A 26350-nucleotide genomic window follows, 5' to 3' on the forward strand; every position below is an offset into this window, starting at 1 on the left:
ATTTGTTCTTGCCAGCCGCAGCGCTTGTGGCGCGCGGCCGTTGCAACGTTGTACGCCGGATCAGGCCAGGTACGGGTGACGCAGCAGGATGGTCTCGTCGCGGTCCGGACCGGTCGAGATCATGTCGATCGGGATACCAACCACTTCTTCCACACGCTTCAGGTAGACACGCGCCGCTTCCGGCAGCGCATCCCACGCCTTCACGCCAAAGGTCGACTCGTTCCAGCCCGGGAATTCCTCGTAGACCGGCTCGCAGCGCGCGACAGCATCGGAGCCGCGCGGCAGGATGTCCACGGTCTTGCCGTCGAGCGTGTAGCCCACGCACAGCTTGATGCTTTCTAGGCCATCAAGCACGTCGAGCTTGGTCAGGCACAGGCCCGACACGCCATTGATCTGCACCGAGCGCTTGAGCGCGGCGGCATCGAGCCAGCCAGTGCGGCGCGGACGGCCTGTGACCGAACCGAATTCCTTGCCGACGTTGGCCAGACGCACGCCGACTTGATCCTGGCGCGCCGGATTGTCGTTGTCGTACAGCTCGCTCGGGAACGGACCAGCGCCAACGCGCGTGCAGTAGGCCTTGGTGATGCCCAGGATGTAGCTCAGGCGGCCCGGGCCGACGCCGGCGCCTGCGGCAGCCGCACCGGCCACGCAGTTGCTGGACGTCACGAACGGATAGGTGCCGTGGTCGACGTCGAGCAGCGTGCCTTGCGCGCCTTCGAACATCAGGTTGCCACCGGCAGCATTGACGGCATAAAGCTCTGCGGACACGTCAGCGACCATCGGTGCCAGGCGCGGCGCAAAGGCCAGGGCGTCATCGAGCGTCTGCTGGTAGTCCACGGCTTCGGCGCCGAGGTACTGCGTCAGCATGAAGTTGTGGAAATCCAGGTTTTCGCGCAGGCGTTCGGCGAACTGTTGCGGATCGAACAGGTCCTGCACGCGCAGCGCGCGGCGTGCCACCTTGTCTTCGTAAGCAGGGCCAATGCCACGGCCGGTCGTGCCGATCTTGGCGGCACCGCGGCGCGCTTCGCGTGCCTTGTCGATGGCCACGTGGTACGGCAGGATCAGCGTTGCGGCTTCCGAAATGCGCAGACGCTTCTGCACTTCCAGGCCAGCCGTCTCGAGTTCTTCAATTTCGCGGAACAGGGCTTCCGGCGACAGCACCACACCGTTGCCGATGTAGCAGACGGTGCCTTCACGCATGATTCCCGACGGGATCAGTCGGAGGATGGTCTTCTTGCCGCCGATGATCAGGGTGTGGCCAGCGTTGTGGCCGCCCTGGAACCGCACCACGCCTTTTGCATGATCGGTAAGCCAATCGACGATTTTCCCCTTGCCTTCGTCACCCCACTGGGTGCCGATCACGACGACGTTGCGTCCCTGGCCTACTGCGGATGCGGACATATTGCTTTGGTCAATAGGTTAAAAACGTATTCTACTCTTGTTACCGGTCGATTCCCGCTTTTTGGGGCAACCACCCGGCGGCAAGTCCTAGCGAGGCGCGACGACCCAGCCTGCTTCCTGGCGTACGAGTTGCCGGTCACAGTTGAATTCGTCGAGTTCCTTGGTGTGGCCGGGCAGCGACTGGATCACAATCTCCCCGGCTGCACGCAATGCCACAATGGCCGCGCGAAGCGCCGGATCGGCGTCCCACGGCGCGAATATTGCCTGAGCGCGCACTTCGATCGGCGACAAGGCGGCAACTTCGCGCAAATCCAGCGAAAACCCGGTTGCCGGACGCGCACGGCCGAATGCTTCACCGACCTTGTCATAGCGGCCGCCACGCGCCACGTAATTCGGCAAACCTGCCACGTACGCCGCGAACATCACGCCGCTGTGATAGTGGTAACCACGCAAATCGGACAGGTCGATATTGATGCTGGCCCCGCGCACCTGCGTGGCAAGTGCGACCAATTCATCGAGCGCACGGCCGATCGCCGGGCTGGCGGGCAGTGTCGCCCGCGCGCGGTCGATGACCTCCACGCCGCCATACAGCGTCGGCAGCGCCAACAGCGCATCGCGCTCGGTCTGCGGCATGCCCTGCGTAATCTCGCGCAGCGCCGAGACATCCTTGGTCTCCAGCGCTGCGAACAGCGCGTCCTCGATCCGGCGGATCGATGGCAGGCCGTCCAGCAGTGCCTCCAGGATGCCGGCATGGCACAGGTCGATGCGGATATCCGACAGCCCAGCAGCTTGCAGCGCGGCCAGCATCAGCTCCTGAATTTCGACATCGGCTTCCAGGCCGGCGTGGCCATAGATCTCGGCCCCAACCTGAATCGGCTCGCGCGTTGCGTGGAAGCCGGCCGGGCGCGCATGCAGGACGTTGCCGGCATAGCACAGGCGGGTCACGCCGGGGCGGTTCAGCAGGTGCGCATCGATACGGGCAACCTGCGGCGTGATGTCGGCGCGCAGGCCCATCGTGCGGCCCGACAACTGGTCCACGAGCTTGAGCGTGCGCAAGTCCAGGTCATGCCCGGTCCCTGTCAGCAGCGACTCGAGGTATTCCAGCATCGGCGGCATGACCAGCTCATAGCCGTAGGTGCGGAACAAGTCCAGCATGCGGCGGCGCAATTCCTCGATCTTGCGGGCCTCCGACGGCAGCACGTCGGCAATGTTTTCTGGCAGCAGCCAATGGTTGGACATGATGAATCTCTTCTCTGTATGACACGTTTGCGGGCAGGCCTGGCCTGCACACCCGGCGAGTCCGGTATCGGCCAGCGCGTCCGCGCCGTCACTTCCGGTGCAGACCTCCAGCCGGACAAAACCCCGGCAAGCCGGGGTTTTGTCATCTCGCCACAAATTCCGCGGTCTCGCTAGCGCCGCCCTCCGGACGCGCCGCTTGCCGCCGGCGCCGCAGCGCCACCGCTTGATCGCATGTAGCGGAAGAAGTCCGAGTTCGGCTCCAGCACCATGATGTCGCGCTTGTCGCGGAAGGTATTGCGATATGCCTCCATGCTGCGCCAGAACTGCGCGAACTGGGGATCCTTGCCGAAGGCATCGGCATAGATCTGCGAAGACTTCGCATCGCCCTCTCCCTTGATTACCTGGGCGTCGCGATAGGCTTCGGCCAGCACCACTTCGCGCTGGCGGTCCGCATCGGCGCGGATCTTTTCGCCTTCCGCGGCACCCGTCGAGCGCAATTCGTTAGCCACGCGCTTGCGCTCGGCTTCCATGCGGCGGTACACCGATTCACTGATGGCCGGCAGCAGGTCCACGCGCTTGAGGCGCACGTCCAGGATCTCGACCCCGACCGACTGCGCATACTCCGACATGCCGGCGCGGATATTCTGCATAACCTTCTCGCGCTCGCCGGCGACCACGTCAGCCACGGTGCGCTTGCCGAACTCTTCGCGCGCGACGGCATCAATACGCTGCGTCATGCGGTCCTGAGCGCTGCGCACATTGCCGCCGAACGCGACGTAGAACTTGCGCGGATCAGTGATGCGCCATTTGACGAACCAGTCCACCACCATGCTCTTCTTTTCAGCGGTCAGGAAGCGCTCGCTGGCGGCCACGTCGATGGTCTGCAGGCGGCGGTCCATGAACACCACGTTCTGCAGCGGCGGCGGCAACTTGAAGTGCAGGCCCGGCTCGCGCACCACCTGCTTGATCTCGCCGAAGGCGAACACCACGGCGTACTGGCGCTGATCCACGACGAACATCATCGAAGACACCACGGCGAGCACGATGAAAGCGCCGATCGCAAAGGAAATCAGTCGGTTCATGACGGTCTCCTCAGCGCGAATCGCGGTCACGGTTGCGCAGGGATTCGCGCGACCGGTTGTCGCCGGGGGAATCCTGCGTGGGCGCTGGCGTGCCGGCACCGCTGGCCGGCTGCGACGGCGTCTGCGCGCCGCGGCCATCGGCCTGACTCTGCGCCATCAGCTTGTCGAGCGGAAGATAAAGCAGGTTGCTGCCCTGGCGGGCATCCACCAGTATCTTGTTCGAATTGGCGTAGATCTGCTGCATGGTTTCGATATAGATGCGGTCGCGCGTCACCTGCGGCGCCTTGGCGTATTCGCCCTGCACCGAACGGAAGCGCGAAGCGTCGCCCTCGGCCTGTGCCACCACGCGCGCACGATAGGCCTCGGCTTCTTCCTTCAAGCGCGCCGCCGTACCCTTGGCGCGCGGAATTACGTCATTGGCGTAAGCCTGCCCTTCGCTGATCGCACGCTCGCGATCCTGGCTGGCCTTGTTCACGTCGTCGAACGCGGCCTGTACCTGCTCGGGTGGCTGCACGCTCTGCACGTTCACCGAGATCACGCGAATACCGGTCTTGTAGGCAGACAGGATCGACTGGATCGACTTGGCCAGACCTTGCGCAATCTGCTCGCGGTTCTCGTAAAGCACCGCATCCATCTTGTTGCGGCCGACGATCTCGCGCACCGAAGTCTCGGCAGCCTGCGTCACGAGCTCTTCATCGCCACCGCGGTCGGTCTTGTTGAAGAACAGGAATTCGCTTGCATCCTGAATGGCGTACTGCACCGTGAAGCGGACATCGATGATGTTCTCGTCCTGCGTCAACATCGACGAGTCCTTCAGGTTGCTGTCCTTGATGGAAGTGGAGCGCCCCACTTCCACCGAACGCACGGCCGACAGGTTGACGACCTCCGCCGACTGGATCGGCCAGGGCAGGCGCCAGTTGATGCCGGGGCCGGTCGAATACTTGAACTTGCCGAACTGCAGGATCACGGCCGTCTGGCCTTCCTGCACCATGAAGAAACCACTGGCCAGCCAGATGCCGACGATCGCGGCTGCGACGACGCCCACGCCCACGCCTGAGCTCTTGCCCGGCGTCCGCGGTCCGCCAAATCCCTGGTTGTTGCCGCCACCGTTTTCCTTGCGGCCAAGCAGCCCGTTCAGGCGCCGGTTGAAGTCGCGCCAGAGCTCGTCGAGGTCAGGCGGGCCATCCTGCGGACGCTGGTTCTGCTGACGGTTCCCGTCCCGGTCGTTCGCGCGGCCGTCCTTGTCTTCCTCGTCCTGGCCATCGCGTCCCCAGCGGGGATCGTTCAGCGAGAAAATTGCGCGCAGGCGCTGCCATCCCGCACGCAGCGGAAATCGGCCGCCCGGGGTCAGGCTCGATTCAGGATTCCGGGAGAACTGGGGCATGAAGTGCACGGGTCCGGGAAGTTTGTAACAGGGGGATTCTAGCAGTCATCTGCGCCACTTTTGGCCAATGCGCGTAATCCGGCCGCGAATCTCGCCGAAAAGGATCAGGACGGGCGGCGATCTTCGCGATCATCGTGACCCTCGCGCTCATCCCATTCAAACTCCTCGTCGTCCAAGCGCGGCCCCTGCTCCGCCAGCCGTGGATCAAACGGTGCCGGCTCGGGCGGACGGCTCGCAAGCCATTGCGCGACCTCGACGATCGACTGCCGCAACGCATCCAGGCCAATGCCCTCGCGCGCACTGAGGAACACCCGCGTCGGAACGCCCTCCTCGTCACGCTCCACACGCACGCCCTGCTCGAGCAGTTCCGGCGCAGCATCGATCTTGTTCATCACGATGATCTGCGGGATGCCGGACGCTTCGATTTCCGCCAGCACACGGTTGACCTGTTCGATCTGCTCATGCCGCACGGGGCTAGACGCATCGACGACATGCAACAGCAGGTCGGCATGCACAGTTTCGTCCAGCGTTGCGCGGAACGCCTCGACCAGTTGCGTCGGCAGGTCACGGATGAAGCCGACCGTGTCCGACAGCACCACATTGCCAAGCCCGTCCAGGAACATCCGGCGCGAGGTCGTATCAAGCGTCGCGAAAAGCTGGTTGGCCGCGTACGCGCCGGCCTTGGTCAACGCATTGAACAGCGTCGACTTGCCCGCATTGGTATAGCCCACCAGCGAAATGCTCAAGGTGTCGTTGCGCGCGCGGGCGCGCCGCTGCGTGCGGTGCTGCCGCTGCAGCCGGGCAAGGTCGGACTTCAGCCGCTTGGCCCGGTCATCCAGCATGCGTCGGTCCAGTTCGAGCTGGCGTTCGCCCGGGCCGCCCCGCATGCCGATACCGCCCTTCTGCCGCTCCAGGTGGCTCCACGCACGGACCAGGCGTGATGCCTGGTACTGAACCTGCGCCAGCTCCACCTGCACCTTGCCCACGTGGCTCTGGGCACGCTGCGCGAAGATGTCCAGGATCAGGCCGGTACGGTCAATCACATGGCGCTGCAAGAAGCGTTCGAGGTTACGTTGCTGTGCCGGGCTCAGGGCATGGTTGAACACCACGATATCGGCATCCAGCGCGTCCGCCGCTTCCCGCAGCTCTTCGGCCTTGCCCGAGCCGATGAACAGCGCCGGGTCCGGGCGCGAACGTTTGCCGGTCAGTGTATGCACCGGCATGGAGCCGGCAGTGGTGGTCAGCAAGGCAAGCTCGCTCAGGCTTTCCTGGAAATCGTGCTTGCCGAAATCCACGCCAACGAGAATGGCACGCGACGGTTCGGTGTTGGAGGTAGCTCTGGGATCCAAGCGGGGGGCGCTACGCGCGAAGTGAGACGGTTTGGGGAGATGTCCGGATATGAGCCGGACAGAAGGCCGGACGTGTCCCGGTTCAGCGGGACGGGAGCGGGCCTGCACAGGCGCGCGCTCCCTTGCGCAATTGCGGCGTGGGGACAGCTGGCAGCCGTTCCGGTTCACCGCATGCCGGCCGCACTTGCGAACCGGCGACCGGCACCGCGGCAACGCCGGCTGGCATTGGCACGATGTCGGCTGGCAGAGGCCGCAAGCCGTTGCGGCCGGCAGGAAAATCAGCCCTCGGCGGAATCATCCACGCGGAAATTGACCGCGCGAGCCGGGACGACGGTGGAAATCGCATGCTTGTAGACCATCTGCGTCACGGTGTTACGCAGGAGCACGACATATTGGTCGAACGATTCGATATTGCCTTGCAGCTTGATGCCATTGACCAGATAGATGGAAACCGGCACGTGCTCTTTGCGCAGCGCGTTCAGGAACGGGTCTTGTAGCAGTTGCCCTTTGTTGCTCATGGCACACTCCAAATTTATAGGTTTAGTGGTGAATAATGGGGACGGAAGTCCCCGGTTCAAGTCAATCGGCGCAAGCTCGCGCCAGAAAAAAGATCAAAAACGGTACCAAGCTGCATCAGCGTGCAGAGAACCCCTGCTACCGCAAATTTAGCCGCAGTTCCAAACGAACGCAAACGAAAACTTGCCGCGCCAGGCACCCGCCAGGACCTCAGTCCTTCGAGTCCGCATACGGGTTTTTGTTCGTACGAAATTCGATGCGAAGCGGTGTCCCCTTCAGTTTGAACGCCGCGCGGTAGCGGTTCTCGAGATAACGCCGGTAGGTCTCGGAAACGGACGACAAGGCGTTGCCGTGGATCACGATGATCGGCGGGTTGGAGCCACCCTGGTGCGCGTAGCGCAGCTTCGGCCGCGACACGCCGGCGCGCTTGGGCTGCTGGAATTCCACGGCCTCCTGTAGCACCCGCGTGAGCTGCGGCGTGGGCAGCTTGACCATGGCCGCGGCATACGCATCGTCCACGGAACGCATCAGCGCACCGATGCCTGTGCGTTCCCGCGCAGACACGAAATGGAAATTGGCGAAGCTCAGGAATTGCAGCTTGCGCTCGAGATCGTGCTTGATGCGATCGCGGGTATGGCCGTCGAGGCCATCCCATTTGTTGACACCGACTACAAGGGCACGGCCGGATTCGACGATGAAACCGGCAATATGCGCGTCCTGGTCGGAAATATCCTGCTGCGCATCAAGCAGCAGGATCACGACATTGGCGTCGGCGATCGACTGCAGCGTTTTGACCACCGAAAACTTCTCGATTGCCTCGAACACTTTGCCCCGGCGCCGCAGGCCCGCGGTGTCGATCAGCGTGTACGGCTTGCCGCCGCGCTCGAACTCCACGTAGATCGCGTCGCGCGTGGTGCCAGGCATGTCGAACGCAATCACGCGCTCTTCGCCGATCAGCGTATTGACCAGCGTCGACTTGCCGACGTTGGGGCGGCCAACGATGGCGATCTTCACGCCCTTGCCACTGTCCGCGTCTTCCTCGGCCAGCTCCGGACGCTCCTGGACAGCCAGCTCCAGCGCCTCGTCCACGAGCTCTCGAACGCCGTCGCCGTGCGCGGCCGAAATCGCGTACGGATCGCCCATGCCAAGTTCATAGAAATCGGCGGCGACCGAGGTGTACTTCATGCCCTCGGCCTTGTTGACCGCGAGCATCACGCGCCGACCCGTCTTGCGCAGGTAGTCTGCAATGGCGCGGTCCTGCGGGGCCAGGCCCAGCCTGCCATCGACAATGAAGATGACAACGTCCGCCTCGACCACGGCTTGCTTGGTCTGCTTGGCCATCTCGGCGACGATGCCTTCCTTGACCACCGGCTCGAAGCCGCCGGTATCGATGGCAATGAACGGACGATCGCCGATACGACCCTCTCCGTAGTGGCGGTCGCGCGTCAGGCCCGGCAGGTCGGCGACGAGTGCGTCGCGTGAGCGGGTCATGCGGTTAAATAGCGTCGACTTCCCGACGTTCGGGCGGCCGACAAGTGCAATAACTGGTTTCATGCAATAAACGGAAACGGGGGCCGGCACCTGCCGTCCCCCTGGAACTCCGGAGTCAGTTGATCCTACGGCGCCTTATGCAAAATATGCATGGCCAGCCGCTTATCCTGTCGGGCGGAACTGGCGCCAAGCCCGTCCCGCATTTCGCCGCACGACCAGGGATCATGCTACCGGAATTGCGCCGCCCGTACCGACAGGTGTACGGGCAGTCGCTGCCTCATTGACGCTTCAGTGGCTCATCGTCGGCTCAGCCCGGCACATAGCCGTAGACATCGCCGTCGCGCGTCTGGACAACCATGGTTTGCCCCGCCACAACCGGCGCAGCGCTGATGGCGCTGCCATCGGTCTTCATGCGCGCCACCACCGTGCCGTCCTCCCGCGAGAGGAAATGCACATAGCCTTCGAAGTCGCCCATCACCACCGAACGGCCCAGTACCAGCGGCGCGCCGAGCCGTCGATAGCGCAGTTCGTTGTTCTTCCAGCGCTCGTTGCCATTCTGGCGATCGAACGCGAACACCACCGACTGCTCGTCGCTGGCATAGATCGCATTGTCATCCTGCGCCGGGCCGGACGGCGACGAAAAATCCTTGCCCCACTGCGGCTGGCCATTGGCCAGCTCCAGGCAGGCCACGCGGCCCTGGAAGGTGGTCGCGCATACCTGGCGGCCGCTCACCATGGGCTGGCCGGTCACGTCGTTCAGGCGCTCGATTTCCGACACGCCCTTCGGATAGGAAACCGCGCTTTCCCAGCGCAGCACGCCGTTGGCCGGCGTCAGGACGCCCAGCTTGCCGCCGGGGAAGCCCATCACGATGCCGTCGCCGGCGAAGACCATGCCCATGGCCGCACGCAGGTTCAGCGGCGTCTGCGAACGCTGGTAGATCCAGCGGCGCTCACCAGTTTGGGCGTCCAGTGCGAGCACCCGGGTATCGGTCGTCCGCACTACCACGATGCCATTGCCGACCAGCGGCGCCGACAGGACTTCACCGTTGACCTGCTTCTTCCAGATCTGCTTGCCGCTGGTGTCAAACGCGTAGACGGCACCCTTCTCGCCCGCCACCGCCGTCACCGAGCCATCGCTGCCCGGACCGGTGGTGATGTCGACGTCGGTCTTGGCCTTCCACAGCGTCCGGCCGGTTGCGCCGTCCAGCGCCATGATGGTGCCGTTGTTGGCCGACACATACACGTTGTTGCCCGCCGCGGCCGGCTGCAGCGCATACGGCCCGCTCTTGCCGACGTCCGCCTTCCACGCCTGGCGCACGGACAGCGTCGCCGACACCGGCTTCAGTTCGGCCGGCGGATGCTTGTTCTCCTTGCTGAACAGCGAGCAGCCGCCCAGGGCCACAAGGCAGGCGCCGGCGACGAGCGCACGGGCAATCTTGCGGTGGGACTGGCCTTGTTGTTCGGCACCGGAAAGCATGAACGTCATAGGGTTCGAATCCTGGATTGGGTTATGGCGGATGTCCTTCACGTGCAGCGGCGATCAGGCCGTGCCCAGCGCGTCGAGCTTGAACTGGATGATCTGGCGCATCGACTGATCGTCGGCACCGAGCTTGTCCAGCGCCTTGCGGTAGGCGGCACGTGCATCGGCACGCTTGTCCTGCGCGGCGAGCAGATCGCCCCTGCGATCGGCGTAGATCGCGACGAACGCCGCCGGCGGCTCGTCCTTCAGCAGCGCCAGGCCCTGGTCGTAGGCCTTCTCATCAAGCAGCACGCCGGCAAGGCGCACGCGCGCGATATGCGAGTACTCGCCATCGCCGTGGTCCATTGCCCACTGCAACTGGGTTTTTGCACCTGCCAGATCGCCGGCATCGTACAGCACTTTGGCGGCCACCAGCGCACTCATCGGGCCATAGGCGGTCCTGCCGAACTTGTCCTCGAGGTCGCCCGCTGCGCGCTTCACGCGCTCGGCATCGCGGCCTTCGGCGGCCTTCATCACCTGGTCATACAGCACGGCCGCTTCGGAAGCCTGCTTGCGCTCCCAGTACTTCCAGCCGTTCCAGGCAGCGAATGCCAGCAAGGCGGCAATCAGGATCCACGTCAGGGCATTGCCATACTGACGCCACCAGGCCTTCAGATTTTCAAGCTGTTCCTGCTCTTCCAGATCGTATGCCATGTCGAGGCAGTCTTTTTGCGGTTGGTTTGTATCTCAGGCCGCTTCCGGCAGGCTTCGCTTCCTGCCGGGCGGATCTTGCTACGCCGTTACTTGCGTCGTCAGTCGTCGCGTTATTCGCTGGCGCCGACCATCGCGTCGATCAGGTAATCGACCAGGTTTTCAGCGGGCACCTGCGCCTGCTGGCCACCACCTTCAGCCTGCGCGCCCTGGCGAAGTTCCTTCACCTGCACCACGCCCGCAGCGACTTCATCTTCGCCAATGATCACGGCATACGCCGCACCGCTCGCGTCAGCGCGCTTCATCTGCGACTTGAAGCTGCCGCTCTTGCCATCGGGCGTGGCATGCAGCACCACGTCCAGGCCGGCATCACGCAGGCGCTCGGCGGCAACCGTCGCCTGCTGCTGCGCCGCTTCGCCCTGATGCACCAGATAGACGTCGCAACCGACCGCATCAGGCACCACGCCTTCCTCGCGGATCAGCTCGATGATGCGCTCGATGCCCATGGCCCAGCCGCAAGCCGGCGCCGCCTTGCCGCCCATCTGCGCAATCAGCGGGTCATAGCGGCCGCCACCGGCGATGGTGCCCTGCGCACCGAGCTTGTCGGTGATCCACTCGAACACCGTCAGGTTGTAGTAGTCCAGCCCACGCACCAGGCGCGGGTTGATCTTGTACGGGATGTTGTTGGCCTTGAGCAGCCGCTGCACGCCCTCGAAGTGGGCGAGCGATTCCTCACCGAGGAAATCGATCAGCTTGGGCGCGTTGGCGGCCATTTCCTGCAGCGCGGGATTCTTCGTATCCAGCACGCGCAGCGGATTCGTGTAGAGGCGGCGCTTGCCGTCCTCGTCCAGGATGTCCTTGAAGCCTTCGAGGTACTTGATCAGCTCCTCGCGGTGCGCGGCGCGCTCGTGCGCCTGGCCCAGCGAGTTGATCTCCAGCCGCACGCCGGTCAGGCCCAGGTCGTCCCACAGGCGCTGGCACATCAGGATGATCTCGGCATCCACATCCGGGCCCGCAAAGCCGAGCGCCTCAGCGCCGAGCTGGTGGAACTGGCGATAGCGGCCGCGCTGCGGGCGCTCGTGGCGGAACATCGGGCCGGTGTACCACAGGCGCTTCGGGCCGTCGTACAGCAGGTTGTGCTCGATGGTCGCACGCACGGCGGCGGCAGTGCCTTCCGGACGCAGCGTCAGTTGTTCACCGTTGAGCGCATCGGTGAAGGAATACATCTCCTTCTCCACGATATCCGTGACCTCGCCGATACCGCGCACGAACAGCTGGGTATGCTCGACGATCGGCGTGCGGATCTGCTGGTAGCCGTAGGCGCGCAGCATCGCACGCGCGGCGTTCTCGAAATGCTCCCACAGCGGGGCATCGGCGGGCAGCATGTCGTTCATGCCCTTCACGCCCTGCAAGGCCTTCGCGGGGCGTGCCTTGTCTTCTGGCTTGGCGCCGCTTTGCGCGGACGGATTCTCGTTTTGCGTCATTCTGTCGTTATCTTGCTGGGTGGACTGGCCAATGCCGGCTCAGGCCACCGCTTCCTTCTCTGCCCGCGCTGCGCCCGGACCGTAATGCGTGCGAACGTACTCGTCGACGATCGCCTGGAATTCCTCGGCGATGCGCTCGCCGCGCAGCGTCTTGACCTTGACGCCATCGACAAACACCGGCGCCGCCGGCGATTCGCCCGAACCCGGCAGCGAAATGCCGATGTTGGCATGCTTGCTTTCGCCAGGGCCGTTGACGATGCAGCCCATCACGGCCACATCCATCTCTTCGACGCCCGGATAAGCGGTCTTCCACTGCGGCATCTGCTCGCGCAGGTACGCCTGAATGCTTGCCGCCAGTTCCTGGAACGTGGTGCTCGTCGTGCGGCCGCAGCCGGGGCACGCAATCACCATCGGCGTGAAATTCCGCATGCCCATGGTCTGCAGGATTTCCTGCCCGACATAGACTTCCTTCTCGCGCGGCGCACCGGGTTCCGGCGTCAGCGAAATCCGGATCGTGTCGCCGATGCCTTCCTGCAGCAGCACCGACAGCGCCGCCGTCGACGCCACGATGCCCTTGCTGCCCATGCCCGCCTCGGTCAGGCCGAGGTGCAGCGCATAGTCGCAGCGGCGCGCGAGTTCGCGGTACACCGCAATCAGTTCCTGCACCTGCGACACCTTGCACGACAGGATGATCTGGTTGCCCGGCAGGCCGATTTCCTCGGCCTTCTTTGCCGAATCGATCGCCGAAGTGATCAACGCTTCGATCATCACGCTCTGCGCGGGCCACGGCTCCGCGCGGCCGGCGTTCTCGTCCATGATGCGCGCGAGCAGGTCCTGGTCCAGGCTGCCCCAGTTGACGCCGATGCGCACCGGCTTGTTGTACCGGCAGGCCATCTCGATCATCTGCGCGAATTGCGTGTCGCGCTTGGCGCCCTGCCCCACATTGCCGGGGTTGATGCGGTACTTCGACAGCGCCTCGGCGCAGGCCGGATAGTCCTGCAGCAGCTTGTGGCCGTTGTAGTGGAAATCGCCCACCAGCGGCACGTTGACGCCCATGCGGTCGAGCTGCTCGCGGATATGCGGCACCGCTGCCGCTGCCTCGGGCGTATTGACCGTGATGCGCACGATCTCGGAGCCCGCGCGCGCCAGTTCCTTGACCTGGATGGCCGTGCCAATGGCATCGACGGTATCCGTATTGGTCATCGACTGCACGCGCACCGGCGCGCTGCCACCGATGGTGACGATGTTGTCGCCCCACGCGATGCTCGCCTGGCGCCTTTCGCGGCGCGGCAGCGGGCCCGGCAGGACCGGAAGACAAAGCTGTTCGTTCATAGCGTTACCACCTCGCAATGATGCACGGTGTCGAGCCGCGTCAGGGCAGCGTCAACCGCGCCACGTTGTTGCGATTCGCCGCCTTCAGGTCAACCGGCGTGCCGTTCCGGCTCATCGATTCCACACCCTTGACGTTGCCGATGGTCACCTTGTACGGTGCCGTGCCGCCGCCCGCGACTTCCTGGCCGGCCTTGGCGGTACCGCCGAGGACAACCTTGCCGTTGCGGTCGCGGATCTCGTACCAGGTATCGGCGGAGAACTTGATCTGAAGTTCGCCTTGCGCCGCGGGAGTCGCTGCAACAGGCGCCGTATTGGCAACCGGCGTGACCGTCGTTGCCACGGCGGGCACGGCCGTGGTCGCTGCCGCGGACTGTGCGGGCACCGCGACGCCGCTCGCGGCCGGCGCGCTGGCGGGCAATTCCTCGGACGGAGCCGGAGAGTCGGCGGCAGCCATGACCGGCGGCAGTGCAGCCGTCACGGTGCCCGGCTCGCCGCCCTGGCCCGCCGGTTCCTGCACTTCGGCTGGCGCGGCCTGAGCGGCGCTGTTGCGCGCTTCCAGCCATTGTTTCATATGGTCGAGCCCGAACCAGCCGCCTGCCGCCAGGCCGGCAATCACGAGTGCCAGCCAAACCCAGCGCCCACCGGCCCCTGCGCCGCCACCGCGCTTGCCAAAGCGCCTGCGATCGTCAAACGTCTCGTTGAGACCGCCTTCGCGCTGGCGCGCCATTTCGGTGACCTGCACGGGCCGCGGGTGGAAACGCGCAAGCAAGCCGTCAATGTCCACGTGCAACATGCGTGCGTACGCGCGCATCACGCCCTTGGCAAACGTGATGTCGGGCAGCGCCTCGACGTTGCCGGATTCGATCGCCACGAGCTTCGGCGCCGCCACCTTCAGACGGGCGCTCACGTCCTCGACGGACATCCGTTGCGATTCCCGTGCCTGCGCCAACAGGGCGCCGATCTCGCGCGCCACGGCTTCACGTTCTGAATCGGTCGCGCCCCCGCCGACGTGTCCCGTCGATGCGGCCTGGCCTGCGGCGCGCTCTTGCTCACTCATCCCATGCTCCTTGTTCGTACGCGCTCAATTCGCGCGAGTCGGGAAAACGCTGGCGCAGCTGTGCCGCCAGGGCACCCTGCGCCGCCGCGTCGCCCTGACGGCGCGCAATGCGCGCACCCAGCCAGAGGGATTGCGCGCTTGCGAATTTGCTGTTGTTGACACGCTCGGCAAATTGCTGAGCCTGCCTGAGGTCGCCACGCCGGTAATAGACGAGCGCCAGGTTGGTGTTGGCGACAGGATTGTTCCGGTCATAGCCGAGCGCCGCCTTCAGGTTCTTCTCGGCTTCCGCGCCGGCGCCATTGCGCAACTGGCAGGCTCCGAGGCTGATCAGCGGCTTTGCCGGCCCGCCAGCGGAAGGCGCCGACACCGCGCGTTCGAGCATCGGCACCGCCTCGCCATACCGGCCTTCCTGGCACAGGAACCAGCCGTAGTTATTGAGCAGGTCACCGTCATTGCCGCGCATGGAGACCGCGGTGCGGAAACTGTCGTCGGCCAGCGCCTTCTCGTTCATCGCCATGTAGACCAGCGCACGCACATGGTAGGCGTCGGCCATGGCCGGGTCGGCGGCAATCGCCTGCTTCACCTCGTCAAGTGCGACCGAATTCTGGCCGGCCTCAAGGTAATTGGTGGCGAGCTGCAGCCGGATGCTGGCGCGGCGCCTTGCATCGGTCTGGTCGGAAGTAGTCTGGAGGTCCTGCGTCGGTGCGGGCGGCAACTGGCAGGCGGACAACATCAGCAGCCCCAACAGGGCTGCAGCGATCAGACGGATCATGCAGGGCGAGCCTCCCCGGCTTGGCCAGTCGCGGCGACCGGCACCAAAGGCGTGATCTTGCCGAACTTGCCCCGCTCGGCAAGCCGGGTGCGATCCTTGACCTCCCCGGCAAGCTGGCCGCATGCCGCGTCGATATCGTCGCCGCGCGTCTTGCGGATCGTGGTCACGATGCCCGCATCCATCAGTACCTGCGCAAAGCGCCGGATCTGATCGTTGTTGGAACGCTTCAAACCCGATTCAGGGAACGGATTGAACGGGATCAGGTTGAACTTGCACGGCACGTCGGCCACAAGCTTCAACAGTTCCCGCGCATGTTCGACGCCGTCATTGACGCCATCGAGCATGCAGTATTCGAAAGTAATGAAATCGCGCGGGGCGAATTCCAGATAACGGCGGCATGCCGCCATCAGTTCGGCCAGCGGGTACTTCTTGTTCAGCGGCACGAGCACGTCGCGCAGGGCGTCGTTCGACGCGTGCAGAGACACGGCCAGCGCTACCGGCAGGTCTTTCGACAGACGGTCCATCATCGGCACCACGCCGGAAGTGGACAGCGTCACGCGGCGGCGCGACAGGCCATACGCGTTATCGTCGAGCATCAGCCGCATGGCCGGCACGACGGCATCGTAGTTCAGCAGCGGCTCGCCCATACCCATCATCACCACGTTGGAGATGACGCGGTCGTCCTTGGGCCCACGGCCCAGCTGTTCGCGCATGGCGAATTCCGCCATCCACAACTGGCCAATGATTTCGCCCGTAGTCAGATTGCGCGAGAAACCCTGCTTGCCGGTCGAGCAGAACCGGCAGTTGACAGCGCACCCCGCCTGCGAGGAGACGCACAGCGTGCCGCGCGTTTCCTCGGGGATGTACACCGTCTCCACCGCGTTGCCGTTACCGACATCGAGCAGCCACTTGCGCGTGCCGTCAGCCGACAGGTTGTCGGTGATGGCGGCCGGCGAACGGATCTCGGCGCGCGTCGCGAGCTTTTCGCGCAGCGACTTGGCGAGGTCCGACATGGCGTCGAAACGGCTGGCACCAAACTGGTGGATCCAGCGTTGCAGCTGCCGCGCACGAAACGGCTTCTCGCCGAGCTCGCCGCAATAGGCAGTGAGCGCGTCCGCATCCAGGTCGAGCAGGTTGACGAGATCGTTCATGACGGCAAACTCAGCTTCCGTGTCTGTCTAGTCTTGGAATTGACCAGACAATCAACGGGTATAAACGTTCATGCCCGGGAAGAAGAAGGCAATTTCCACAGCGGCAGTTTCAGCAGCGTCCGAACCGTGCACGGCGTTCGCGTCGATGCTGTCGGCGAAGTCGGCGCGGATGGTGCCCTTGTCGGCCTTCTTCGGGTCGGTGGCGCCCATCAGGTCGCGGTTCTTGGCGATGGCGCCTTCACCTTCCAGCGCCTGGATCATGACCGGGCCGGAAACCATGAAGTCGACGAGGTCCTTGAAGAACGGACGCTCCTTGTGGACAGCGTAGAACTGCTCGGCTTCGCCGCGCGACAGGTGCACCATCTTGGCAGCAACGATCTTCAGGCCGGCGGCCTCGAAACGGGCGTAGATCTGGCCGATAACGTTCTTGGCCACGGCATCCGGCTTGATAATCGACAGGGTGCGTTCGATCGCCATGAAAAACTCCGAAAAATGAAGGGGTTACAAATGGATTAAACGTGCAATTCTAGCACGAGACGATGACGGTTTCGAGCGCAGCCAGCCTTTCGCGAAAGTGCAGCTGCATGAGCGGAAAACGCCATATCCGGGGCGTCGAAACCGACACCTTCCGTTGACCACACAATGCACGGAACGCAATACATATAAAACCGTCCAACGTGAGCAACAAATCTGGCCTTTACCGCATGGAAGTGGCCCATGCGACACTTTAATCCTCTTGCAATTCCGCAGACGCGGTGCCACATTGGCGTTGCGTCGCTCCGGGTCGCTCCGGCGCCTCACCATTCAGAAACAGGAGTCACCATGGATAACAAGCTGAACACCTACGGTTTCGGCAATGCGTCGACGGTCAGCGATGTCGTCGTGCGTAATCGGGTATTGCGCAACACCTACTGGCTGCTCGCCATTTCGATGATCCCGACCGTGCTCGGCGCATGGATCGGCGTGGCCACGGGCTTCAGCTTCATGGCCGGCAGCCCCGGCTTGTCGCTGATCCTGTTCCTCGGCATCGCATTCGCGTTCTTCTACGGCATCGAGAAGACCAAGAACAGCAGCATGGGCGTGGTCCTGCTGCTCGCCTTCACGTTCTTCATGGGCCTGATGCTGTCGCGCCTGATCGGCGCGGTGCTGCAGTTCTCGAATGGGCCGGCGCTGATCATGTATGCCTTTGGCGGCACAGCGGCGGTGTTTGGCGCCATGGCTACCATTGCGACGGTCAGCAAGCGTGATTTCTCGGGCCTCAGCAAGTTCCTGTTCGTCGGCCTGATCCTGCTGATTCTGGCGAGCGTGGCCAATATCTGGCTGCAACTTCCGTCGCTGATGATCACGGTGTCGGTGATCGCCATCGGCATTTTCTCGGCGTACATCCTGTTCGATGTGCAGCGCGTGGTAAATGGCGGCGAAACCAACTACATCACGGCCACGCTGGCGATCTACCTCGACGTCTACAACGTTTTCACGAACCTGCTGGCCCTGCTGGGCATCTTCGGCGGCAGCCGCGACTGACGCAGTCCTGCGTAAAACAAGAACGCCGGCCACTTGGCCGGCGTTTTTCATTGGGCGCTAGCGTTGTCGCGCGCTCAACGCCGCTCGAAGACGGCAATCGATTCGACGTGCGACGTATGCGGGAACATGTTCACGACGCCCGCCCCTGCCAGGCGATACCCGGCCTCATGCACCAGCAGGCCCGCGTCGCGCGCCAGTGTTGCCGGGCTGCACGACACATAGACGATGCGTTGCGGCAGCACGTCGCTGCCCTGCTGCGACAGCTCGCCCAGCGCCTTGCACACCGCCAGCGCACCTTCGCGCGGCGGGTCGATCAACCAGCGATCGAAGCGGCCCAGCGCGGCGATATCTTCGGCGGTCACTTCGAACAGGTTGCGGCAGGCGAATTCCGTCTTTTCCGCCAGGCCGTTGTAGCCGGCATTCGCCAGCGCCCGGGTCGTCAGCGCCTCGCTGCCTTCAATGCCCATGACCGAGCGGCCCTGCGTGGCGAGTGGCAGCGTGAAGTTGCCGATGCCGCAGAACAGGTCGAGCAGGCGGTCTTGGGGCTGGACGTCCAGCAGGCGCAGTGCGCGGCCGATCAGTACCCTGTTGATGTGGTGGTTGACCTGCGTGAAGTCGGTCGGCTTGAACGGCATACGGATGCCGAACTCGGGCAGCGTATAGGCCAGCTCACGGTCGAGCGGATAGAAGGGCACAACGGTATCCGGGCCCTTGGGCTGGAGCCAGAACTGGACATTGTGCTGGTCCGCGAAGGCGCGCAGCAGGTCCTTGTCCGCGTCGGTCAGCGGTTCGAGGATGCGCAGCACCAGCGCCGTAACCTCATGGCCCACCGCCAGTTCGATCTGCGGCATGCGGTCGCGAATGGACAAGCCCGTCACCAGTTCGCGCAACGGCACCAGCATCGCCGAGATATGTGGCGGAAGGATCTCGCAGCTCGTCATGTCCGCCACGTAGCTGCTCTTGCGCTCGTGGAAACCCACCAGTACCCCACCCTTCTTAGCCACATACCGCACCGTCAGCCGTGCGCGGTAGCGATAGCCCCAGTCCGGCCCGGCGATCGGCCGGAACATCACTTCCGGACGAACCTTCGACAGGTGCCAGAGGTTGTCTTCGAGTACCCGCTGCTTGATCGCAAGCTGCGCGCGCGAGTCCAGGTGCTGCATGGAGCATCCGCCGCACACGCCAAAGTGCTTGCAACCTGGCTTGACACGCATCACCGATTCTCGACGCACTTCCAGCAGATGGGCCTGTTCGTAGCTCGGCTTGCGGCGGAAGCTCTTGTAGCTCACGGTTTCGCCGGGCAACGCACCTTCGACGAAGATGACCTTGCCGGGAGTGCCGTCTTCATTGACCAGGCGCCCGACGCCGCGCGCCTCCATGTCGAGGCTGTCAATGGAAACCACGGGATCGGAACCGGGCGCGACGGCAGCCGGAGAGGCAGATGCCGCACGCGGCGCTGCCGGCATTTCTTGTGGGGAGGACACGGCTTGGGACACCAGACGAAACCTGACGTATTGTTTTGCGAAAGCGCGATTGTAGTCCAGACGCGCGCTCCGACGCCCGGGTAATGGTGCCGCATCGCGCAAAGGAGTGATGCAATGGAACTGATTTCATGGAACATTCAATGGGGCCGCGGCGCTGACGGACGCGTGGACCTGTCCCGCAGCGTGGCCACCATGCGGGCGATGGCCGATGCCGACGTCATCTGCCTGCAGGAAGTCACACGCGGCTTCGGCGAGCTGCGCGGCGCGCCCGGGGCAGACCAGGTGTCCGAACTGTCCGCGCTGTTGCCCGGCTATCGGCTGCTGTTCGCGCCGGGCGTCGACCGCTTCGGCAGCGACGGTGGCCCGCGCCAGTTCGGCAACCTGATTGCCACGCGCCTGCCCGTGCATGAAGTCTTCCGCCACGCGCTGCCGTGGCCGGCGGACCCCGACGTAGCGTCCATGCCCCGCGTCGCGATCGAAGCGACGCTGCAGGCCGGCAGCCGGCCGTTGCGCGTCATCTGCACACACCTGGAATACTACTCGGCGCATCAGCGCGCCGCCCAGGCAAACGCCCTGCGAGACTGGCACGCGGAAGCATGCGGCCATGCGCTGCGTCCCGGGCGCAGTGAATCGACGCCGGGGCCATTCACGCCGGCGGTGCGGCCAACGGAAGCCGTCCTTTGCGGCGACTTTAACAGCAAGCCCGACGACATCGCCTACCGGCGAATGCTCGAACCGTTCGACGACGACACCACGCCGTGGCGCGATGCCTGGATGCACATCCATCCGGGCCAGTCGCATGCGCCGACCTGCGCGATGTACGACAAGGAGCAATGGCCCGAGCCGCCCTTCGCGTGCGATTTCGTCTTTGTCACCGAGAACCTGGCGGAACGCGTCAGGCGTTGCGAAGTCAATGCAGCGACGAAGGACTCGGATCACCAGCCCATCGTGCTGTCACTGGATATATGAAAAGGCCCGCGGGATCGCCGACCGTTCGCCAACTTACTCGATCTCTTCGTCTTCTGGCGTCAGGCGCTTCAGGCGGAATGCACGCAGGTATTCCATCCACTGCTCGCCTGGCAGCTCGGCCAGCGATTCCTGCACGAGTTCCATCTCGAGATCGAACTCGCGCGGCAGCAGGCCGCCGCGCATGAGCTGGAAGCGGCAGTACATCAGGTAGGTGTTGACAACGTCGGTCTCGCAATAGGCGCGGATCGCGTCGAGCTGACCTTCCCGGTACGCCTGCCAGACTTTGCTGCCATCCATCCCCATCTTGCCTGGGAAGCCGCACAGCTTGGCCAGGTCATCCAGCGGCGCGCTTGCGCGCGGCTGGTACATGGCAAGGAGGTCCATCAGGTCCAGATGCCGCATGTGGTAGCGGCTGATGTAGTTGTTCCACTTGAAGTCGCGGCTGTCGTCGTCGCGGCCCTCGCCCATTTCCCAGTATCGCGGCGCGGTCACGCCATGGACCAGGCCACGATAGTGCAGCACGGGCAAGTCGAAGCCGCCACCGTTCCACGACACAAGCTGCGGGCTGTAGCGCGCAATCAGTTCGTAGAACTTCTGGATCAGCGTGGCCTCACCATCCTCGAGCGTTCCCAGCGAGCCGACATGGAACACGGCCGAGCCGTCGCGCTGCGTCCGGCGCAACACGCACGAGATCGCCGCGACGCGCTGCAGATAGTGCGGCAGGAAATCGCTTCCGGTCTTTTCGCGGCGGGCTGAGAACGCTTGCTCGGCGACTTCCTCGTCGCTCATCGATGCGGGATGGTCATGCAAACGGCGCAGGCCGTCGACATCGGGAATGGTCTCGATGTCGAATACCAGCACAGGGGTCATAGAACAGCGTCCTTCCTGACACCTTGCGATGCGAAATGCCGCTTGAGCTTGACCAGGGCTTCCTGTTGGATCTGGCGCACGCGTTCGCGCGTCAGGCCCATCTCTTCGGCCAGCTCTTCAAGCGTGGCCGGTTCGATATGGTTGAGGCCGAAGCGGCGCTCCACCACATAGCGGTGCTTTTCCGACAGGCGGGCCAGCCACAGCTTCATCAGGCCTTCGAGCTCGCGGTGCGCGACTTCCTGGTCCGGGGCGGCGTTGTGCTCGTCGGAAAGGAAGTCCAGCAGGCTGGAGCCCGGGTCCAGGTCAAACGGCGTATCGAGCGAGGTGGTATGTTCGTTAAGCGCCAGCACGTCCTGCACCTCGTCAGGCGTCTTGCCCAGCAGGTGGGCAATGTCTTCGAGACTGGCGTCGCGGCCGTCGGTGCCGCCTTTTTCGAGATGCCGCTTGGCGCGCAGCACCTGGTTGAGTTCACGGATCACGTGGACCGGCAGCCGTACCGTGCGCGCCTGGTTCATGATGGCGCGCTCGATGCTCTGGCGGATCCACCAGGTCGCGTAGGTAGAAAAACGGAAACCGCGTGACGGATCGAATTTCTCGATCGCGTGCATGAGACCAAGGTTGCCTTCCTCGATCAGGTCCAGCAGCGGCACGCCGCGATTGAGATAACCCTTGGCGATGCTCACGACCAGGCGCAGGTTGCGTTCGATCATGACCTGCCGCGCGGAAAAATCGCCGTCCTTGGCCAGCGTCGAGAAATGCAACTCCTCAGGAGCGGACAGCAGCGGCTTGATGCTGATGCGATTCAGATAGTGCTGGACCGTATCGGCAGCCAGCTCGGTATGCAGCACGGTACGGAAGTCGTCATGCTCGGGCGCCGCTTCGGCGACGTTCTCGCTTTCGGATTCCTCTTCCTCCTCTGCCTCATCCTCGTCATCATCGCGCAGCTGACGGTCGTTGTCGTCGCTGAGCAAATCGGCTTCGCGCAGGCCGACCGTTGTCGTGGTCGAGATCGGCTCGTCGGTCGGGGGAATCAGGTCGGCACCGACATCCTTGTCGAATGCATCCAGTTCAACGCGATCGTCGGTTTGGGCCACACCAGCCTTCACTTCCGGCTGCTTGGGACGGCGAGCCCTGCTGACGGTTCCGGAGGAGACAGTTTTCTGGCGTGGCATGAACCCTCACTGTGGTGGCAGATACCGCATCGGATCAACCGGCTTTCCGTTCTTGCGAACTTCGAAGTGAAGCTTTACCCGGTCGGTATCACTATTGCCCATCTCCGCAATCTTCTGCCCCTTTCGGACCGTTGATTGCTCTGCCACGAGCACCTTGTCGTTGTGGCCGTAGGCAGTAAGAAATGTCTCGTTGTGTTTGATGATGACAAGATTCCCGTAGCCGCGCAAGGGGCCAACGTGAATCACCCGACCGTCGTCGGCGGCGAGCACGGCATCGCCTTTCTTGCCCGCAATATCGATGCCTTTATTGCTCTTGTCATCAAATTTACCGACCAGTTGGCCGGTTGCCGGCCAAGCAAGTTTCATCGCGGTGTCCGCAACCGGGCCTGACGTGCCCGCGGACGCTGCGGCACCTGCCGCAGGCGCGGTGGTGGCTGCAGGCGGCGGCACCGGCGTGCCGGCCGGCCGCGCCTGATCGATCGGCTGCGACTGGATCGCGCCCGGCGCCACCGGCGTCGTGGTCACGCCCTGGCCGGCGTTGACGTCGGCGCCTGGCGGCACGACACGCAACAACTGGCCGACCTCGATCTGGTTGGCGTTGCTGATATTGTTCCAGCCCGCGACATCGCGGTACGACTGGCCGTTCTCGAGCGCGATGCGGTAAAGGGTATCGCCTCGCTTGACCCGATAGTACCCAGGGGGTGCCGGCTCCAGCGGGGCTGCAGGGGCAGTGCCGGCAGTGGAAGTCCGGTCCACCACGGGTGCCGGCATCGGCGAGTTGGCGCAGGCTGCCAGCATCGCCACCAGCGTGGAAGCCGCCACAAGCTGGCCTGCGCGTGCAAATTGTTGCGAATTCACGATCTTGTGCATAGTTCGACTCAGATGGTGCCCGATTTTAAGGGCACAAAGAAAACGGCTTCAAGCGCGGTCCGGTGAAAACGATGCCGATTGAGCCGCTCGATCAGCAGCAACTGCTGCGTGACCGTCTGGCCCGATCCGCCCGCTGGCGGAACCACCGCCACGGGCGCGATCAGCCTGCCGCCGATGGCAAGCTGCTCGAGCAGGGCCTGCGGCACCTCCATGCCGGCGGCGGCAAGGATGATGGCCGAAAACGGCGCAGCCTGCGGCAGGCCTAGCCTGCCGTCGCCATAGTGCAGCCGCAGGTTCGGCACACGCAGCGGCCGCAGGTTCGCCTTGGCCTGCTCGTGCAACGGTCGGATGCGCTCGATGGAAAAAACTTCACGCGCCACCAGGCTCAGCACCGCGGCCTGATAACCGCAGCCGGTGCCGATCTCCAGCACGCGCTCGACCGGCGTGTCCGCCGAAAGGCCCTCGCGCAGCAGTTCGATCATGCGCGCCACCACGGAAGGCTTCGAGATCGTCTGCTGATGGCCGATGGGCAGCGCTGCATCTTCATACGCCTGCGATGCCAGCCCGGGCTCGACAAACAGATGGCGCGGCACAGTGCCAATGGCGGCCAGCACGCGTTCGTCGCGGATACCCGAGGCGCGCAGCCGCGCCGCCAGCGCGCCGCGCGCGCGGTCCGATGCCATGCCCCCCCCGCCCGCCGTCGCCGCCGAGGCACGCGCCTCTACGGCGCTGGCCGCAGCCGTGGGCGCCGACGGCTGCTTGTCGCGGGCTTTGGCCTGCGCCTGCGCAGGGCCCGGCGCACCGACCGCGGGCATGCCGGCGGTACGCGCCGGTGCTGGCTTGCGCTGGACTACCGCATCCAGCGGCAGGGGAAACTTGCTGCGAGGGGGTGTGGGACTCATCGGCGCTGAGGCACTGCGGCGGGAATGGCTAGTTCAGCCACTGGGCAAGCGCCTCGAGCTGGCCACGATGTGTGAGGTCGAGTTGCAACGGCGTCAGCGAAACATAGCCTTCGGCGGTCGCGTGGAAATCCGTGCCCTCGCTCGCATCGCGTGCGTCCCCGGCGGCGCCGATCCAGTAATTGAGATCGCCGCGCGGATTGACCTGCGCGATCACCGGCTGCGACGGATGCCGCTTGCCGAGCCGCGTGGCACGATAGCCCTTGATGTGTTCGAACGGCAGGTTCGGGATATTGACGTTCAGCAGGAACGGTTCGACCGGCGGCGTCGCAATCGCGCGTTCGACAATGTCGCGCGCCACGCGGGCGGCGGCGTCGAGATGCTCCCAGCCCTTGTGCAGCTGCGAGAAAGCAATGGAAGGAATGCCGAGCAGGTAGCCTTCGATAGCGGCGGCGACCGTGCCGGAGTACAGCACGTCCTCGCCCATGTTCTGTCCCTGGTTGATGCCGGACACCACCAGGTCGGGTTTTTCGTCGAGCAGGCCGGTCAGCGCGATATGCACGCAGTCGGTCGGCGTGCCGTTGACGAAGCGGAAACCCTTCTGCACGCCTTCCCGCGCTTCATAGATCGAAAGCGGTCGCTGCAGCGTCAGCGAATTAGAAGCACCGCTGTGGTTTTGCTCGGGCGCGATCACCGTAATGCGGCCCAGCGGCGCGAGCGCGGCATGCAGGACGGCCAGTCCCGGCGCGAGATAACCGTCGTCGTTAGCGAGAAGAATGTGCATCCCGCGATTGTACCTGACGACGACTGTGCAAGCGGCCTCTCAAGGCACTGCCAAACCGCTCTGCCAGGCGTCGCCGGCGCGTCGGCAAACTCGCGCAAACGGGTGAAAGCCCATAACAGAACGATCGTGCTATTTGCGTTACACTTGGTCTTGCCGTCTCGCCGCGCGCGGCGGCACACGGCACGATTACCCGCCCATACATATCACCGGAGACATGATGAAAGCCGTACTGTGCAAGGCCTGGGGGCCGCCCGATTCCCTGACCGTCGAAACCCTGCCGGATCCGGTGCCGGATCAGGGCGAAGTGGTCATCGAGGTAAAGGCCGCCGGCGTGAATTTCCCGGATGTGCTCATCATCCAGAACAAATACCAGGCCAAGCCGGAACTGCCGTTCACGCCGGGCTCGGAACTGGCGGGCATCGTGACTGCCGTTGGCGCGGGCGTCACGCACGTCAAGCCCGGCGACAACGTCATTGCGTATCTCGGCAACGGCGCATTCGCTTCGCACGTGAAGGCGCCGGCCAACAAGGTCGTGCCCATGCCGCCCGGCGTGGATTACGAAACCGCGGCAGCATTCACCCTTACCTACGGCACCTCGCACCACGCCGTCGTCGACCGTGGCGAACTCAAGGCCGGACAGACCATGCTGGTGCTCGGCGCAGCTGGCGGCGTGGGGCTTGCCGCGATTGAAATCGGCAAGGCCATCGGCGCGCGCGTCATCGCGGCGGCGTCGACCGATGAAAAGCTCGCAGTTTGCAAGGAACACGGCGCCGATGCGCTGATCAACTACAGCACCGAAGACCTGCGCGAACGCGTCAAGGCGCTGACCGATGGCAACGGTCCGGACGTGATCTACGACCCTGTGGGTGGCGTCTATGCCGAACCGGCGTTCCGCTCGATCGCATGGCGGGGCCGCTATCTGGTGGTGGGCTTCGCCAATGGCGAGATCCCGAAGATTCCGCTGAACCTGGCGCTGCTCAAGGGGGCTTCGCTCGTGGGCGTGTTCTGGGGCGATTTCGTGCGGCGCGAACCGCGTGCGAACCAGGCCAATATGGCGCAAATGCTTGGCTGGATGAAGCAAGGCAAGCTGCGCCCGCACATCTCCGCGCGCTACCCGCTGGAGCAGGCTCCGCAGGCGCTCAAGGACATGGAAGCGCGCAAGGTGACCGGCAAGGTGGTGATCGTTCCCTGAACAGGCGCCACAAAAAATAAGGACGCAGAGCGTGCGGCAACGCTCTGCATCCCCTGCTGGGGCAATACGCCCCAAGCTGTCTTCCACCTTCACGCACACCCCTACTGGCAGCGGAAGACAGTTCCCAATCAGGTCAGCCACTCCAACAGTCGCTGACT

The 26350-nt window shown here is 64.2% G+C and carries 24 protein-coding genes; 3 read left to right on the forward strand and 21 right to left on the reverse strand.

Translation table 11 applies throughout. From position 1 onward, the window contains the following. Window positions 1–60: 60 nt before the first annotated feature. The 15 genes from K2O51_RS23800 to ndk form a co-directional block, all read right to left on the reverse strand. Window positions 61–1401 carry an adenylosuccinate synthase gene (locus K2O51_RS23800; protein WP_011298238.1) on the reverse strand — a complete coding sequence of 447 codons (1341 nt, stop codon included), beginning with the start codon at window positions 1399–1401 and terminating at the stop codon, window positions 61–63. 87 nt (window positions 1402–1488) lie between these two features. Continuing rightward, window positions 1489–2640 carry an ATP phosphoribosyltransferase regulatory subunit gene (locus K2O51_RS23805; RefSeq protein ID WP_011298239.1) on the reverse strand — a complete coding sequence of 384 codons (1152 nt, stop codon included), beginning with the start codon at window positions 2638–2640 and terminating at the stop codon, window positions 1489–1491. A gap of 170 nt (window positions 2641–2810) precedes the next feature. Continuing rightward, window positions 2811–3722, reverse strand: coding sequence for a protease modulator HflC (gene hflC / locus K2O51_RS23810; RefSeq protein WP_220630887.1), 912 nt, complete (start codon window positions 3720–3722; stop codon window positions 2811–2813). A gap of 10 nt (window positions 3723–3732) precedes the next feature. Next, window positions 3733–5106, reverse strand: coding sequence for an FtsH protease activity modulator HflK (gene hflK / locus K2O51_RS23815; protein ID WP_011298241.1), 1374 nt, complete (start codon window positions 5104–5106; stop codon window positions 3733–3735). A 104-nt stretch (window positions 5107–5210) separates the two neighbouring features. Beyond that, complete coding sequence (hflX, locus tag K2O51_RS23820) at window positions 5211–6455, reverse strand: GTPase HflX (RefSeq protein WP_011298242.1); 1245 nt, start codon at window positions 6453–6455, stop codon at window positions 5211–5213. Between the two features lie 278 nt (window positions 6456–6733). Next, window positions 6734–6973 (reverse strand): RNA chaperone Hfq, encoded by a 240-nt coding sequence (gene hfq / locus K2O51_RS23825; protein WP_006577126.1) that lies wholly within the window; start codon window positions 6971–6973, stop codon window positions 6734–6736. A gap of 208 nt (window positions 6974–7181) precedes the next feature. Beyond that, the gene (gene der / locus K2O51_RS23830) at window positions 7182–8525 is read right to left on the reverse strand and encodes a ribosome biogenesis GTPase Der (protein WP_140950591.1); all 1344 of its coding nucleotides are present in this window, start codon (window positions 8523–8525) and stop codon (window positions 7182–7184) included. Between the two features lie 244 nt (window positions 8526–8769). Then, window positions 8770–9948 carry an outer membrane protein assembly factor BamB gene (bamB, locus tag K2O51_RS23835; RefSeq protein ID WP_011298244.1) on the reverse strand — a complete coding sequence of 393 codons (1179 nt, stop codon included), beginning with the start codon at window positions 9946–9948 and terminating at the stop codon, window positions 8770–8772. A gap of 54 nt (window positions 9949–10002) precedes the next feature. Further along, window positions 10003–10635: a YfgM family protein gene (locus tag K2O51_RS23840; RefSeq protein ID WP_011298245.1), complete on the reverse strand. Its 633-nt coding sequence runs from the start codon at window positions 10633–10635 to the stop codon at window positions 10003–10005. A 110-nt stretch (window positions 10636–10745) separates the two neighbouring features. After that, entirely contained in the window at window positions 10746–12116 is a 1371-nt protein-coding gene (hisS, locus tag K2O51_RS23845; RefSeq protein ID WP_011298246.1) for a histidine--tRNA ligase, read from the reverse strand. A 39-nt stretch (window positions 12117–12155) separates the two neighbouring features. Beyond that, window positions 12156–13448, reverse strand: coding sequence for a flavodoxin-dependent (E)-4-hydroxy-3-methylbut-2-enyl-diphosphate synthase (ispG, locus tag K2O51_RS23850; RefSeq protein ID WP_011298247.1), 1293 nt, complete (start codon window positions 13446–13448; stop codon window positions 12156–12158). A gap of 40 nt (window positions 13449–13488) precedes the next feature. Beyond that, on the reverse strand, window positions 13489–14505 hold the full coding sequence (locus tag K2O51_RS23855) for a RodZ domain-containing protein (RefSeq protein WP_011298248.1): 1017 nt from the start codon (window positions 14503–14505) through the stop codon (window positions 13489–13491). Next, window positions 14498–15277: a type IV pilus biogenesis/stability protein PilW gene (pilW, locus tag K2O51_RS23860; protein ID WP_011298249.1), complete on the reverse strand. Its 780-nt coding sequence runs from the start codon at window positions 15275–15277 to the stop codon at window positions 14498–14500. The genes K2O51_RS23855 and pilW overlap by 8 nt, the downstream gene beginning before the upstream one ends. Beyond that, on the reverse strand, window positions 15274–16428 hold the full coding sequence (rlmN, locus tag K2O51_RS23865) for a dual-specificity RNA methyltransferase RlmN (protein ID WP_011298250.1): 1155 nt from the start codon (window positions 16426–16428) through the stop codon (window positions 15274–15276). Before rlmN ends, pilW begins: the two co-directional genes overlap by 4 nt. A 51-nt stretch (window positions 16429–16479) precedes the next feature. Then, window positions 16480–16905: a nucleoside-diphosphate kinase gene (ndk, locus tag K2O51_RS23870; RefSeq protein ID WP_011298251.1), complete on the reverse strand. Its 426-nt coding sequence runs from the start codon at window positions 16903–16905 to the stop codon at window positions 16480–16482. Window positions 16906–17250: 345 nt separating this feature from the next. Here ndk and K2O51_RS23875 point away from each other — a divergent pair, with 345 nt between their 5' ends. Further along, a complete protein-coding gene (locus K2O51_RS23875; RefSeq protein ID WP_011298252.1) occupies window positions 17251–17952 on the forward strand; it encodes a Bax inhibitor-1/YccA family protein in 702 nt (233 codons plus the stop codon). A gap of 74 nt (window positions 17953–18026) precedes the next feature. Here the strand turns inward: K2O51_RS23875 and rlmD are convergent, their stop codons facing one another. Further along, window positions 18027–19418 carry a 23S rRNA (uracil(1939)-C(5))-methyltransferase RlmD gene (gene rlmD, locus K2O51_RS23880; protein ID WP_011298253.1) on the reverse strand — a complete coding sequence of 464 codons (1392 nt, stop codon included), beginning with the start codon at window positions 19416–19418 and terminating at the stop codon, window positions 18027–18029. Window positions 19419–19550: 132 nt separating this feature from the next. Between rlmD and K2O51_RS23885 the strand changes: the two genes are divergently transcribed. Further along, the gene (locus K2O51_RS23885) at window positions 19551–20405 is read left to right on the forward strand and encodes an endonuclease/exonuclease/phosphatase family protein (protein WP_011298254.1); all 855 of its coding nucleotides are present in this window, start codon (window positions 19551–19553) and stop codon (window positions 20403–20405) included. 33 nt (window positions 20406–20438) lie between these two features. Here the strand turns inward: K2O51_RS23885 and K2O51_RS23890 are convergent, their stop codons facing one another. The 5 genes from K2O51_RS23890 to surE are packed head-to-tail and all read right to left on the reverse strand — an operon-like array spanning window position 20439 to window position 25000. Then, window positions 20439–21275 (reverse strand): 3'-5' exonuclease, encoded by an 837-nt coding sequence (locus K2O51_RS23890; protein ID WP_011298255.1) that lies wholly within the window; start codon window positions 21273–21275, stop codon window positions 20439–20441. Beyond that, complete coding sequence (gene rpoS / locus K2O51_RS23895; protein ID WP_011298256.1) at window positions 21272–22447, reverse strand: RNA polymerase sigma factor RpoS; 1176 nt, start codon at window positions 22445–22447, stop codon at window positions 21272–21274. The genes K2O51_RS23890 and rpoS overlap by 4 nt, the downstream gene beginning before the upstream one ends. A 6-nt stretch (window positions 22448–22453) precedes the next feature. Beyond that, on the reverse strand, window positions 22454–23317 hold the full coding sequence (locus tag K2O51_RS23900) for a peptidoglycan DD-metalloendopeptidase family protein (RefSeq protein WP_140950592.1): 864 nt from the start codon (window positions 23315–23317) through the stop codon (window positions 22454–22456). Window positions 23318–23325: 8 nt separating this feature from the next. Continuing rightward, window positions 23326–24219, reverse strand: a complete 894-nt coding sequence (locus K2O51_RS23905) for a protein-L-isoaspartate(D-aspartate) O-methyltransferase (protein ID WP_140950593.1) — start codon at window positions 24217–24219, stop codon at window positions 23326–23328. A gap of 28 nt (window positions 24220–24247) precedes the next feature. Continuing rightward, on the reverse strand, window positions 24248–25000 hold the full coding sequence (surE, locus tag K2O51_RS23910; RefSeq protein ID WP_140950594.1) for a 5'/3'-nucleotidase SurE: 753 nt from the start codon (window positions 24998–25000) through the stop codon (window positions 24248–24250). 217 nt (window positions 25001–25217) lie between these two features. On the opposite strand from surE, the gene K2O51_RS23915 reads away from it, so the two are divergent. After that, on the forward strand, window positions 25218–26192 hold the full coding sequence (locus K2O51_RS23915) for an NADPH:quinone oxidoreductase family protein (protein ID WP_140950601.1): 975 nt from the start codon (window positions 25218–25220) through the stop codon (window positions 26190–26192). Window positions 26193–26350: the final 158 nt, after the last annotated feature.

Source organism: Cupriavidus pinatubonensis, from assembly GCF_019602855.1.
In the GTDB taxonomy this organism is placed as follows: domain Bacteria; phylum Pseudomonadota; class Gammaproteobacteria; order Burkholderiales; family Burkholderiaceae; genus Cupriavidus; species Cupriavidus pinatubonensis.